This window comes from Phytoactinopolyspora halophila, assembly GCF_003287285.1.
Classification (GTDB): domain Bacteria; phylum Actinomycetota; class Actinomycetes; order Jiangellales; family Jiangellaceae; genus Phytoactinopolyspora_A; species Phytoactinopolyspora_A halophila.
In genome coordinates, this window is the sequence record NZ_QMIG01000031.1 from 17,441 (window position 1) to 31,587 (window position 14,147).

6 protein-coding genes and 1 CRISPR repeat array (1 of these 7 cut by a window edge) are annotated in these 14,147 nt (G+C 64.0%); all 6 genes read right to left on the minus strand.

The annotated features are described in order from the left end of the window. A CRISPR array of direct repeats spans positions 1 to 5,142; the repeat unit is 36 nt; unit sequence GCCGCAATGGAGTCCGGCCGTAGAGGCCGGAAAGAG (it extends 648 nt beyond the left edge of the window). 173 nt (positions 5,143 to 5,315) lie between these two features. The 6 genes from cas2 to cas3g are packed head-to-tail and all read right to left on the minus strand — an operon-like array spanning position 5,316 to position 14,145. Further along, positions 5,316 to 5,603, minus strand: coding sequence for a CRISPR-associated endonuclease Cas2 (gene cas2 / locus DPM12_RS19750; protein WP_112260080.1), 288 nt, complete (start codon positions 5,601 to 5,603; stop codon positions 5,316 to 5,318). A 4-nt stretch (positions 5,604 to 5,607) separates the two neighbouring features. Then, positions 5,608 to 7,251 carry a CRISPR-associated endonuclease Cas4g/Cas1g gene (cas4g/cas1g, locus tag DPM12_RS19755; RefSeq protein ID WP_112260081.1) on the minus strand — a complete coding sequence of 548 codons (1,644 nt, stop codon included), beginning with the start codon at positions 7,249 to 7,251 and terminating at the stop codon, positions 5,608 to 5,610. Further along, complete coding sequence (gene csb2 / locus DPM12_RS19760) at positions 7,248 to 8,654, minus strand: type I-G CRISPR-associated protein Csb2 (RefSeq protein WP_112260082.1); 1,407 nt, start codon at positions 8,652 to 8,654, stop codon at positions 7,248 to 7,250. The genes cas4g/cas1g and csb2 overlap by 4 nt, the downstream gene beginning before the upstream one ends. After that, on the minus strand, positions 8,651 to 9,616 hold the full coding sequence (gene cas7g, locus DPM12_RS19765; protein ID WP_112260083.1) for a type I-G CRISPR-associated RAMP protein Csb1/Cas7g: 966 nt from the start codon (positions 9,614 to 9,616) through the stop codon (positions 8,651 to 8,653). Before cas7g ends, csb2 begins: the two co-directional genes overlap by 4 nt. Next, complete coding sequence (gene cas8g1, locus DPM12_RS19770) at positions 9,609 to 11,786, minus strand: type I-G CRISPR-associated protein Cas8g1/Csx17 (RefSeq protein WP_158542968.1); 2,178 nt, start codon at positions 11,784 to 11,786, stop codon at positions 9,609 to 9,611. The genes cas7g and cas8g1 overlap by 8 nt, the downstream gene beginning before the upstream one ends. Continuing rightward, the gene (gene cas3g, locus DPM12_RS19775) at positions 11,779 to 14,145 is read right to left on the minus strand and encodes a type I-G CRISPR-associated helicase/endonuclease Cas3g (RefSeq protein WP_211659171.1); all 2,367 of its coding nucleotides are present in this window, start codon (positions 14,143 to 14,145) and stop codon (positions 11,779 to 11,781) included. Before cas3g ends, cas8g1 begins: the two co-directional genes overlap by 8 nt. Positions 14,146 to 14,147 lie beyond the last annotated feature (2 nt).

The following is a 14,147-nucleotide window of genomic DNA, read 5'->3' on the forward strand; positions in this document are numbered from 1 at the left end:
GGCCGCAATGGAGTCCGGCCGTAGAGGCCGGAAAGAGCAACTGCGCCCGCCGCCCGAAGACAAATCGTGGCTGGCCGCAATGGAGTCCGGCCGTAGAGGCCGGAAAGAGCTCGAGCATCACTACTACCTCACGTGGGCGTCGCTGCCGCAATGGAGTCCGGCCGTAGAGGCCGGAAAGAGCACCGAGTGCTGATCGAGCTTGACAGCGGCGGCGAGCCGCAATGGAGTCCGGCCGTAGAGGCCGGAAAGAGCGTACGGCAACCGGGTGGAAATCGAACACGACGGGGCCGCAATGGAGTCCGGCCGTAGAGGCCGGAAAGAGGGGTAGAATTCTGCGACGTTGTATTCGATCTCTCAAAGCCGCAATGGAGTCCGGCCGTAGAGGCCGGAAAGAGCCAATAAGGGGGAACGCGAACGACTGCTCGCCCGTGCCGCAATGGAGTCCGGCCGTAGAGGCCGGAAAGAGGACCTGCACATCACGAACATCCGCACTGGACAGCGGCCGCAATGGAGTCCGGCCGTAGAGGCCGGAAAGAGTCGCCCATCCTGGTGTTGCCGCACGTGCGGATGATGCCGCAATGGAGTCCGGCCGTAGAGGCCGGAAAGAGTGCCTTGCAACGTGGACGTTCCGGAGCTGAAAGCGGGCCGCAATGGAGTCCGGCCGTAGAGGCCGGAAAGAGAGCAATCGCAACAACATGGCCCTCACCCAGGCCGCGCCGCAATGGAGTCCGGCCGTAGAGGCCGGAAAGAGACCTGGCGGATCCATGCCGACTTCGAGGCCTGGGGCCGCAATGGAGTCCGGCCGTAGAGGCCGGAAAGAGTCTCTTTCGCAATGGCCCACCAGTCACGCGTTGACGCCGCAATGGAGTCCGGCCGTAGAGGCCGGAAAGAGCGTCGTATACGCTCTTGCGCAGCAGCAACCGGCACGCGCCGCAATGGAGTCCGGCCGTAGAGGCCGGAAAGAGAATGGAGCCGATGCGGTAGCGGTCACTAGCCAGATCGCCGCAATGGAGTCCGGCCGTAGAGGCCGGAAAGAGCGCCCGTTCCTCGGTGACATCAACGACTTAAACGAGCCGCAATGGAGTCCGGCCGTAGAGGCCGGAAAGAGGTAGGTGCGCATGATTCCTCCCCAAAGGTTGTGCTGCCGCAATGGAGTCCGGCCGTAGAGGCCGGAAAGAGTCCGGCACAGCAAACGGCGGCACAGTTTGCTGATGAGCCGCAATGGAGTCCGGCCGTAGAGGCCGGAAAGAGGCGCAAGAACTCTACGCGGCCTATGACTCCCTCCAGGCCGCAATGGAGTCCGGCCGTAGAGGCCGGAAAGAGGGCGCTGCATACGGCCGGTTGGCTGCCCCTAGAGGAGGCCGCAATGGAGTCCGGCCGTAGAGGCCGGAAAGAGGGCGCACCAATTTGGGCACGACACTTACGTGCGCAAGCCGCAATGGAGTCCGGCCGTAGAGGCCGGAAAGAGTCGTACGAGCCCGCGTTGGCTGGCGCATGTCTCCTCGCCGCAATGGAGTCCGGCCGTAGAGGCCGGAAAGAGCCCTCACCGGAGACCCCACTCATCACACGCACACATGCCGCAATGGAGTCCGGCCGTAGAGGCCGGAAAGAGCGCCGATCGCGATGCTGCTCCCGGAGGGGCAGAATCGCCGCAATGGAGTCCGGCCGTAGAGGCCGGAAAGAGCGATCGCCTTGGCTGTCTGTCTCTTGCCGGCATCCCCGCCGCAATGGAGTCCGGCCGTAGAGGCCGGAAAGAGGCGCGTTCGCGTGGCACCGTTGGAATACATCGTTGCGCCGCAATGGAGTCCGGCCGTAGAGGCCGGAAAGAGAAATTGGTACAGGATTCGCGCAACTGAAAGACAAAGGCCGCAATGGAGTCCGGCCGTAGAGGCCGGAAAGAGGGCTCCACCGCTGGTACGACGGCATCCCGCCCGGCGAGCCGCAATGGAGTCCGGCCGTAGAGGCCGGAAAGAGCACACAATTCTGTGGCCCGCATCGCGACCCTTTCATCGCCGCAATGGAGTCCGGCCGTAGAGGCCGGAAAGAGGACAGAAACGCGTGACTCAATATTAGCAATGAGTGTTTTGCCGCAATGGAGTCCGGCCGTAGAGGCCGGAAAGAGGCGTATTTGTAGCCGCCATGAGCGGTTGTCCGAGCCAGCCGCAATGGAGTCCGGCCGTAGAGGCCGGAAAGAGGCATCGGCACTCGCAGCGAGCACGGACGCGAGAGGGCCGCAATGGAGTCCGGCCGTAGAGGCCGGAAAGAGTTACGGTTGATGGTCAACGTGTCCCCGCCGGAGATGGCCGCAATGGAGTCCGGCCGTAGAGGCCGGAAAGAGAGGCTCGCCGCACGTCAATCTCGACTCGATCGAGGGCGCCGCAATGGAGTCCGGCCGTAGAGGCCGGAAAGAGAGCCAGATCTCGCAATCTCCCAGGGTCGGCGTGATCGCCGCAATGGAGTCCGGCCGTAGAGGCCGGAAAGAGTCATCAACCTGACCCCGCACGAGGTCCGCGTCATCGCCGCAATGGAGTCCGGCCGTAGAGGCCGGAAAGAGCACCGCACCCGCGAAAACCTGCACATGCGAGCTGTGCCGCAATGGAGTCCGGCCGTAGAGGCCGGAAAGAGGGGTGCTCGCCGCAGGTCGCCCCGGCCGGTCTACCTGCCGCAATGGAGTCCGGCCGTAGAGGCCGGAAAGAGGATCTGGCCGACGTCGTCGGTCTGCCAGTCCTTCACGCCGCAATGGAGTCCGGCCGTAGAGGCCGGAAAGAGGCGCTGAGCGTGTGGCGGCTTCTCGCTGGTGACGAAGCCGCAATGGAGTCCGGCCGTAGAGGCCGGAAAGAGCGGGTGCAGGCCGGTGTCGCCCCGGAACGCGACGAGCCGCAATGGAGTCCGGCCGTAGAGGCCGGAAAGAGCACCCGGACGAGTCGCAGATGGTGATCCGCACGGTGCCGCAATGGAGTCCGGCCGTAGAGGCCGGAAAGAGCACGGCGGCGCCTTCCTCATGATCGTGGGCAACGACGCCGCAATGGAGTCCGGCCGTAGAGGCCGGAAAGAGGACCTCGACGGCGTCGAGGCGTTCGCGCACGCACTGCCGCAATGGAGTCCGGCCGTAGAGGCCGGAAAGAGCACAGGCCCTCGGAGAACGAGTCGATGATGTCGGCGCCGCAATGGAGTCCGGCCGTAGAGGCCGGAAAGAGCCAGGCGACCACGCTGTCCGAGACGCCGGTGCCGGTGCCGCAATGGAGTCCGGCCGTAGAGGCCGGAAAGAGCGAGGTGCTGTCCACCGCGTGGATCGCACGCCAAGGCCGCAATGGAGTCCGGCCGTAGAGGCCGGAAAGAGGGCCGCCCGTCCCTGCGGGTCGTCGCGGCGCGGTTGCCGCAATGGAGTCCGGCCGTAGAGGCCGGAAAGAGGGGCACCGCGCTCCTCGTGTACGTCCTCGCCACCTACGCCGCAATGGAGTCCGGCCGTAGAGGCCGGAAAGAGCGTTGGCGCGCCGGAGGAACATTCGCATGGTCTCACCGCCGCAATGGAGTCCGGCCGTAGAGGCCGGAAAGAGGACTCGATCGGGACGGGTTCCTCCCCGGTCGGCTGGCCGCAATGGAGTCCGGCCGTAGAGGCCGGAAAGAGGCGGTGGGAGACGAAGGACACGGTGTGTTTCCAGGACGCCGCAATGGAGTCCGGCCGTAGAGGCCGGAAAGAGCGCATACGACGGCGAATCCCCAGGCTGCGCAGCACAGCCGCAATGGAGTCCGGCCGTAGAGGCCGGAAAGAGCTATCCGGAAAGGGGCAAAGATAATGAGTTGGCCTCTGCCGCAATGGAGTCCGGCCGTAGAGGCCGGAAAGAGTTCGTTTGTTTCATCATGCGTATCATCCCTATTCGGCCGCAATGGAGTCCGGCCGTAGAGGCCGGAAAGAGGTGAAGGATGCGACGAGGCTGTTGCTGGCCACCATCGGCCGCAATGGAGTCCGGCCGTAGAGGCCGGAAAGAGCATCGATCGTGCTGCGCTACCTGCGGACGATGGCGGCCGCAATGGAGTCCGGCCGTAGAGGCCGGAAAGAGGTGACACGACGCAGATCCCCTTTGGTGCGAGTGAGGGCCGCAATGGAGTCCGGCCGTAGAGGCCGGAAAGAGGTACTCCGTGCCATCGGTGGCGCACATCCGCGGGCTGCCGCAATGGAGTCCGGCCGTAGAGGCCGGAAAGAGGGGACGCCTGGCGCCGCACCGCCGGGGCGGCGCCCGGCCGCAATGGAGTCCGGCCGTAGAGGCCGGAAAGAGCCCCCAGGCCCACACAATGAATACGGCCGCTCCGCTGCCGCAATGGAGTCCGGCCGTAGAGGCCGGAAAGAGCCGATGGTGTCCGACGTACCTACGAACTTCCCGCTGGCCGCAATGGAGTCCGGCCGTAGAGGCCGGAAAGAGGGCCCCTGAGGGCCGTCTCTCACAAGTGCTTAATTTGCCGCAATGGAGTCCGGCCGTAGAGGCCGGAAAGAGCATGAGCGTATCTTTGGAGAGATTTCCATCTGCCCGCCGCAATGGAGTCCGGCCGTAGAGGCCGGAAAGAGCCGACGGGCTGCAGATCACGATCGCGGCGGACCGGGAGCCGCAATGGAGTCCGGCCGTAGAGGCCGGAAAGAGGCCGCTCTCCCGCAGTTTCCCCAGCGGGACGTACTCGCCGCAATGGAGTCCGGCCGTAGAGGCCGGAAAGAGGCGGCGGTGAGCATGACGTTCTCGCGTGTCAGCTCGCCGCAATGGAGTCCGGCCGTAGAGGCCGGAAAGAGAAGGCCAGCCAAGTTGTTTGATTGGGCGCGCCCTGTATCGCCGCAATGGAGTCCGGCCGTAGAGGCCGGAAAGAGTTACTTCAAGAAGAAGTATTGTCCGTTCCATTGACAGCCGCAATGGAGTCCGGCCGTAGAGGCCGGAAAGAGCTTGACCTCCCTCACCTCCGACAGGAGCGTGCCCGCGCCGCAATGGAGTCCGGCCGTAGAGGCCGGAAAGAGGTGACGGACTAACTGACGATGATCGGGACGTGATCGCCGCAATGGAGTCCGGCCGTAGAGGCCGGAAAGAGACTGGTCTGTCTTTAAAAATGGATCGTACATTCCTTGCCGCAATGGAGTCCGGCCGTAGAGGCCGGAAAGAGGGCTCGCGATTTACGACCCTTCTGACCTGCAACTGTACCAGCTTGTGCGAGCACCTGCGCGCGGTGGAGTTGAAGAACCGGAGTAGGATCGCGGATGGGACGCCAAAGTGTGGGTGTGCCCTGGGCGCGAGCGCTTCCCGGTTCACGAGTAAGAACTGGACCGCTCGCATGCATCATACGATCTGAGATCCGCTTCCTGGAACCTCGCGTGCACGGCCAATCGAGCGAATATGTGCTGGTGAGGAGGTTGGGCCGAGATCGATTTCGATGATGCTGTCGTCGCGGAGGTGCATAATTTCTTTTGCGGCCGCTTCCAGCTCGGCGAGCTCTCCGGCAGATAGGTCGCACAAGAAGACAGAATACTGGAGTCGCTGCCCAAAGTCCTCCATCAGCTTGCATATATTACGCAGGCGCTTGGGATCGGCTATATCGTAAGCGATCAGATGCCTTCGTCTTGCCATGAGTTCACCGCGTGACCATGGCGGTGTAGTCGGGAATTTCTCCGACAATCACCGCGGCGAGAAGCCGTGCTTGTACGTCGAGAACGCGTCGGTAGCTGATGCGGTAGTCGAAGATGGGGTGACGGATTTGAGTCTTGAGTCGGCGCTCGTACGACCTGAGGACAGTGCGCCTGCCATCTTGCGTCAAAGTAGCTGCTCCGGCTCGGCGGATGAAGCTTGATGATGTGATCTCACCGTTGTTCAGTAGCGCCAGAACAACCGAATCTGCAACGAGTGGGCGGAACTCTTCTGCTAGGTCAAGTGCCAGAGCTGGCCGTGCATGCCGTGCTCGATGGTAGACACCGAGCAGCGGATCCAGACCGACGGCAAGCGTAGTGGCGACGAGATCCTTGGTCAGCATCGAGTAACAGAAGGACAGCAGGGCGTTGAGTGGATCTGGAGGAGGCCGGCGTTGACGCCCTGACTCGGAGAAGTCGGTACACAACTCTGCCGCCTCGGGGGAGAGCATCGTGGGGAACGCGGCGAAGTACAGTCGTGCCGCTGCGCCCTCGATGCCCAGCAGGGTCGCGAATGTTTCTGCGTTAAGTGCTTGCTCGGCCAGTCTCTTCATGGCGTCGATGGTCCGGGTTGGCCTGTCACGAGTGTTCCGGCGCAGAAGCGTCCGCGAATTGAGGATCTTGCCCGCGATCATCTTCTGGGCGACGCCGATGCCACCCTGGGCGTGAACCGCGACTTGTCGTCGACGTAACTCGACATAGTTCGACGGCTGGCCGATGGCGAATCCCTTGAGCCATCCACCCGCGCTGAGCCAGAGCACGGGTATGTCCCTGGCGAAGAACTCGTGGAGAGCTTGAGTACTTATTTGAACCTTACCGAAGACGGCTACGTGAGAAACGTCGATCAACCGGAATTCGGCCAGTTTCTCTTTGTCTCTGCTAATGATCTCGATTCGTTTGCTCTTGATGCGGACATAGGAGCCGGGCTCGGTTACATATACGGGCAGTTGGTCAGGATCTCGTGGAACCAGCTTACGAGGCGGATGTTCGCGCCGGGAGAGCAGCGCATTGGTCTCATCGGGTAGGCAGAGCCCGACAAGCGAGCACCCGTTGCATTTCGGGCTGTCGACGAGAGGGAGTGGCGGCTGCGTTAGGTCTGCAGTTTGACGTGCTTCAGAGACGAGGCTGCGTGCCCACGAGACACGTTCGTCGGTGATCTCGACTCGTACTCGCTGACGCGTCGCGTCGTACCACAATTCAGCGTACCTACATGAATATCCCTGTTCGCGCAGGAGAATTGCTTGCAGGCAAACCTGTACCTCGTCACTTGGCCACGGTGTTCCGTCTTGTTGGGGACGACCCTTCTTGAAGTCGACGGGTACGACGACGCCGTCCTCTCCTTCAAGGAGGTCGAGTCTGGCGATGACGCCTATCTCGTCTGAGCTGAGGGTGATCGATCGGGCTTCCTTGAGTTCGCCTTCGTCCGGTAGGGGAGCTGCACCAGCTTCCTTGTCGACGCGTGCATGTACCCGCCTACCGATTCGTACGTGGTCGTTGACCGCGAAGCGCCCGTCGACCCACTCTAAATAGAACAGTCGCGGACAGTAGACGAATGCGTTGACCATTCGTGCGGGTATGGGCGCCTCGGTCATCTCGGGTCCGTCGTTGGTGAGAACAGGCCCATTCCGAAATGGCTGTTGTGACCCAGGGCGAGTGGGCCGCGCACGGGTCGGCCGGTTCTCAGGGTCAGGTAGGCGGAGCGGCGGCGATCGTCTCGTGTCGCCGGCCGACCCTTGCGAAACGACGGCCCACCGTGGCGCACGGTCAAGTTGACGTCGAGATCCAAGTAGGACCGATAATCGAGCTCGCGGGTGACCTCGTGGTGGACAAACTCCGACCATTCATGCCGCTTCTTCGCATACCGTGACGGCACGAACGGCGTCGTCGTGGTCCACACCGTGGACGGCCCGACGAGCTCTGGCGCGATGTCGTCCACCATGCCCAGCCCGGCGATCCGGATGGTCAGGCGCCACTTGTCCATAAACGGTGACTGGAGATGTGTGACATCGGTCAACGCTTCCAGCTCGTCGTCACCGAGCCCGGCCGGTACCCACACCAGGAGATCGGTGATCCTGCCGCCCGGTTCTGTGATAGGCAAGTAGTGGGCATGCCGATGACCGTCGTCCGTGCGGGAGCCATCGGCGCGGCGACCGGCGAGCATTGTGTCTCGACGCTCTTCTCGCCGGCGGCCGAGCTTCGCCAGCGCTGACGTGCGCAATAGATCGGTGTAGATCAGGGTGTCTCGAACCGATGGGTAAGAACGTTGAGCGACGGCAAACCGCACGGCCGTCACCGGGATGTGCTTGATCCGCCGGTGGCGACGTCGGGGGGCCGGCGTCTGTGTCCGCTGATAACCCATCAATTTGGTACCGGCCGGGTACAGCAGATTGTGCCGCCGTATGTCAACAGGACGGGCAGTGAGTGAATCTATCCGAAGGGGCAGGTCGGGTGTGAGCACCCGCGCGACATTCGCGTTGTCCGGGATGAACTCCGCCGCGTCCACGGGTTCCCACACGTCGTGGTCGGTCGCTGCCCAGTCGTGCGCGAGTCGAACTTCGCAAATGCTGTCAGCACGTCCGAGGTAGGGCACGGCAATGGCGATCTTGGCGAGCACGTCGTGCTCGTCCTGCGTCAACGCGACGCCCCGCCACTGCAGGGCAAGCTCAGCGTTCCGGTCGAGCACCGCGAACGTGTCGAGTGTCGCGTCAGTGCTGGTGACGCACCGGGTATGGGTGCTGTCCGGATAGTAGTGTCGCGTGTGGGAGAACGTGTGCGGTGGCACATACGCTGTGGGCGGCGTAGCAAGCTTCGTCAGCAGCCCGTGCACTGTATCGGCGTCGAGCTCGGGAACCCGCGTTCGCCAGACCGCATATAGGGCGCGAAGCAGCCGCCACGGCGACGGTGGCAGTTCGACGGCGCCTTCGTTGACGTGCCTCGCCCACGGCGTGGCGTGATAGCGGCCCCACGGAAAGCGGAAAGCCAGAGTGACCGTCATTTTTTCTTCCCCTTGTCGGCCCACTCCACGGTCAGTGGATTGCCCGGGCCGAAGATGTCGGAGCACTGGGGAACGAGCTCCTTGATTCGTGCGTTCAGTTCGGAGAGCGACGGCAGCGGGCGTTCACCTGCACGGACCTTCACCTCGCCGACCACAGCAAGGTCACAGGCGGTGCGCAGTCTCAAACTGCCGTCGAGCAATGACCGAATCTCCCACAGGGCGATGCTTTCGAGCAGTTGTTGAACCGGATCCGGAAGGCCGTACGAGCGCAGCAGCTCCGTATCGACGACGAAATACGCCCGGATGTGCCGAGCGGTCCACTCGGTACGCGGATAGGGCACCGATCCGTACCCTTCGGCCGTGCCGCCCAGCTCGTCGGATAGCTGATGGCGCACCCGGTCGGCCTTGCGACCGCCACTGTCGGCTCGCCGTACGTCGTGTGCCTCGATCACGGCGGAGACTGCCCGCTCGAACTTCGGCTGTCCCCACCATTCCTTCTGCGAGAAGAACACGCCGTGGACCAGACACAACGGATCGAGTGCGGCGACGGCCCGAGCCATTGACCGCCGATCCAGTGGGGTGTCCTTCTCGAGCCCGAGCCGCTTCTTGATGACGTCGAACATGTGCTCACCATCGAGCGTCGACGCATGCACGAACGGCGAAGCCAAGCGGTGTGCCTCCAGCCGACTGGAGGTGAGGAACTCGCCGGTGCCGGCGCGGATCACGCGTACCCACGGCAGACCGTCCAATTCGGACGCGGGCCGATCCGAGGCGTCGTCCCAGGCGGTTGCTTCCAAGCGGTTGGCCATCGACTGCACCGATTCCACGAGTAGGGAGTCGACCTCCTCGCCGTTCTCGAATCTGGTGAACGTGGCCGCGCCGATGTCCGGGAAACCGGTGGGCTGGAATGTGCTGCCGATGATGGGTTCGAGGTCTGCCTGGTAAGAGAGACGATCAGGCATGGATGGGTTCCTTTCGTTCGCTTGGGATCGTGGAGATACGCGCCAGGCTGGCGAGACGGTCGCGATCGCTGACTGCAAGCATCAGGCATGCGGCTAGCCGGTCGGACTCGATGTTCGTCGGTGCGGGGGTCACGACGCCGGGTACTCCGCTGATGCGCAGGCGCCGGGCAGCGTCTCGGAGTACGTCCGTGCTGCGTCCCGCTCGGAGTTGAGCGGGCCAGGCACGTCCCGGCCGCAGTAGCGTCGGAGAGGTCGTGCCGTCCTCGTTCGGCACGTCCAAGTGCTGATCGGAGGAGAACGGCAGCATGAAGTCGAGCCCGCCGGTCGAGGTGGTGCGTCGCCGTGCAGGCGGGGACAGCTGCGCCGTTGACCAGTCCACCGTGAGGAATCCGGCGAGAAGCTCGGCCGTGCGAACCTCATCGAGGTGGCCGGTGGCCAGACGGAACACATCCTCGGCGAGTGCACGCATGCCGTAGGTGTGCACGATCCTGGCGCCGCGAACGGCGGGGGCTACCTCAGATTCCGTTGTGTCGTCGTTCGGGCGTGGCATGCTGCGATACCGTGCGGCCACGCCGAGAGCCGGGATGAGTCCGGCCGCCAGTGACGCCGGCGCGGGACGTTCGGACCAGGCGGGCCGGCCATGGTCGTCAACGACGGGCGACACATACGGCCGAATCCCGCCAAGCGTCGGCGGCTGCTTCGGATCGTGCGCCGTGGCCAAAGCGAGTGCCACGCGCAGCTGAGCATCATCATCGACCGCAGGTTGCAGGGCATAGGCGATCGCCCGGCCATCCCTCAAGATCAGCGGCCGGGTCCGGCCTCGAGCGTGTCCGGAGCGGGCCACGGCCTCGTGGCACCGGCCGAGTGCGACGAAAACATCGACCAGGTCGTTCAGACTGCCCGACGACGCGTGTGTGAACAGTGCGTCCTCCAGCCGATGGATCTCGGCGGCCACCCCGCGTGATGAACGGGAGCGGTCGACGTCGCGAAGCCACCGGTCAAGACCCGCCAGAAGCTCGACCCCTGGTCGACGCTGCACAGCGACCCGGCCGGCAGGCACGGCGAATGGATTCTGCCCGAACCTGTCGGCGAAGATGAACCTCTCGAAGGTATCGATGCCGCGGTCGACGCCCAGATTGGCGACTGCCCTGGCGAAGTCGAGTCCGGACCGCGCGGGTTTGCCGCGCCAGTCGGCGCGGCCCTCACTCAGCAAGTGTTCAACAGCTGCGAGGTCGAGTGGGTCGCTCCACAGCGGCGCCCAGAACTCGCCATGCACGGTCTCACCGTCGGTGGCGGTGGCGAACGCGCTCGTAGTGCCTCGAACTTGAAACGGCAATGCGGCGTCGTCGTACTCGGCGCCATGCCGCCGGACCACGGCCGAGGCCAGCAGAAGGACGCCTTCGAGGGTCAAGATGAATGCCCAGGGATTGGCGAACCCTGCTTCATCTTTTTTCTCGAAAGGTGACGAGTGGATACCCCCGGCCCGGCCCGGATCGAACTGGCCGACGGGATCCCGGAGGTACGGGATGGTCTCCGAGCCGGTCAGAAGCGAACGCAACCACTCCTGGCTGGATTCGTGGGTGAGGACAGTCTGCACTCGGGCCAGGTAGGTACTGGACAGCTCTTGTCGGCCGAATACCCCGCCTGTCCCGAGAAGTCGACTAAAGGCGATCTTGGCGTCCTGGGTTAGCGTCGTGGCGACATCAAGCCAGGGCAATGCTTCGTCCGGAAACTCGTTCCGGCACATCTGGATGACCTTCGGCTTGTACTTCTTGTCCCAGAAGTCCGAACCGCTACCGCCCCATCCGCGCTCGCGTGCACGGTCCACCACACTCTCAGCGGCGGCGATGGTGCGACGGAGCGCGCCTAGCCGGGGGTCGTCCGAGGTACGCACCCAGTCGAGAAGCGCTGCTTTTGTTCCGGTCGAACTGGCGAATCCCGCCTCCTTGTTCCACGGCGAGATAACCGGAGCCGGTTCGAAAGCTCGCTCGAATTCGGCAACGAGCTTGTCCACGTCGTCGAACCGGGAGTGGAGGATGAATTGGCCACCGCGCCAGGCTCCCCGAGCGTCGCTATCGAACAGGCGTGACACCGCACGAAGGGTTCCCAGCGACCACAGGTAGCTGCCCAGCGGAGTCCCACGGTATCCCGCCAGTGGTAGTTCAGGCATCAGCATTTGTCCTCTCGACAGCGCTGGCTCGCCAATCCGCTGAGCGAAGAACCGCTTCACAGAAGGCGAGTCGGAACGGGCCCAGATCGGTGCGGTCGCGCAACTTCAAGGCGCGGTCGGTCAGCGAACCCGGGCCGAGCTGGGTCGGTGTGAGATCCATCAACATCGGCGGGAGCTCGCGGCCGCCGGGCAGCGTAGCCGGCACCGTCGACGAACCCTGCCGGACACCGAGAACAACGTCCTCGGTTTCGTCCGGCTGACGACGGATTCCAAGGCGGACTTTGCCATGGTGTGCCATGGCCAGATAGACGACCAGATCGCGTTCTGTGACGCCGTCCAGCAGTCCTGGCTCGTCGCTGAGCAGCATCAACGCGGTCGCCAGTTCATGCCGGAAATGCGGCGGCTTGTGACGCAGCGGCCGGTGGCTCGGCGACTTCGCCCACACGGTCGTGTCATCCGGTGGCGGAGACTCTTCGTTGGCAGACCTTAGCGAGGAGACAAACGTGTCATGGCATTTTCCGAGATCGTGATAGCGAGCGGCGAGCGCCACGGCGTCGCACTGATCGGCCGATAGCGCCGGAGCTAACTGCTCCAGCAAGGCACGCGTTTCGCGCTCCGTATCGGACAGGTGTACGTCGAGCGGGACCCACCCGACGCCGGCGGACTGCGGATCAGTGTCCATCCCGTCGGGAAGTGGATCGGCATCGGGGATCGCCACCGGCGCTACCGCAGCCTTGCTTGTTGGGGAGAAGCCGATCTCCGGGGAGTAACCGCCACGCGTCGCGTCGAACAGAAGCAGAGCGGTCGGGCGAAGATCGTCCGCACGGGCCGTACGCCACATGCTTTCCCGCTGGTCATAGACGAGAGCCGATGAGTTAGGGAGAAGTTTGCGGGCTTGGTCGATAGGAGCCGTGCACAACTCGGCGCGTGACGGCATCGGCAGCCGCTCTCGCGTGTCAAGATCGGTGACCGACGACAGATCGCGCCAGGCAATTGACACCGTCCGCTCGGTGGCGTCGCGAATGAACGGGCTGACATCGATGTCGTTGCCCGACAGGTCGGGTGCTGTGTCGAAGAGTCCAAGCAGGTCACGCCGCCGGAGTACGGGATGAACGGGAACGTCTTGCGGCACGTCCAGACTGGCGAGTTCGCTGCCGGTGACATGCCTACCTTCAAGCTGCCCCAGCTGATCGGCGGTCGCTTTCAGGTCGGCCTCCTCATACGGCAGGTGCCAGTGACGGCCCGCAGGGGGAGACGTCCACAACAGCCGCGCCTGTTCGGCGTGGCCGTCGCGATTGCACCGTCCCGCCCGCTGAACGATCGACGTCCACGGTGCCACCTCGGTGATCAGAGTCTCCGAGGTGAGATCGACGCCGGCTTCCAGGACCTGGGTACTCACCACGATCGACCCGGCGCCGGACGGTGTGTGGAGCGCCCGGTCCGTATGTGCGAGCCGGTCGCCGAGCCGGAACCGCGAATGCAGGAGGGTCAGCGAAGCCTCCGGCTGTCGCTTCTTCAACGCGAGGTACACATCCGTGGCCCGCTCCACGGTGTTCAATACGACGAGGGTGCGGGTGCCGGAGACATGCTCGGTCAGGACGTGTTCGGCCACAGCCGCGGGGTAGTGCTTGGCATCGGTGTCCACGAGGGGTAGCTCGTGGAAGGTGCGTGTCGCCTCGAGCCGTGTGCGAAGGTCGCCTTGGATGTCGTCGTCGGACAACTCGACGACGTTGAGCGGTCGTGTCATGTCTGGGGTGACCAGGTCATCGGGATCGATTGTGGCCGACATCCACAGGGAACGACACGGCAGTGCGGTACCGAGGTGTTCGCGTAGTCCCTGCAGCTGAAGGGAGGTGGGCAGCCCCGGCCCCATCAGTTGCACCTCGTCGAAGACGAATTGCACGCCCGCGTTCAGAAATCCGAAACTCATCGGCCACGCGGTGCGGGCTTCGGCGAAGCCACGCATGAGCAGGCGGGACAGGACCATGTCCTGCGTTCCCACGAAGATGCGTTCCCGTTCGGGGTCGGTCTTCCACGCTCGATCGTCGGGATCCTCCCCACCCATCAGCACGTGCACGTCGACGTCCGATCCCAGACGGTCCCGCCACCCCCGGACTACTGCCACGACCTGCTCGACCAATGCCCGCTGCGGTAGGACATAGACCAGCCAGCGCGGTGTCTCAGCCGGCTGGGACCGGCGTAGATGAAGCCACGGGAGAACCGCCGCCAAAGTCTTTCCGGCACCCGTTGGAACGCGTAGTACCTCAGGCAGGCCATTCAGGGCGAGCCGAGACTGGTACGGATACGGCTGTTGGCCGCCGGTCGCCCGGGCAACGAGCTCATGAAACTGATCAGGCACCT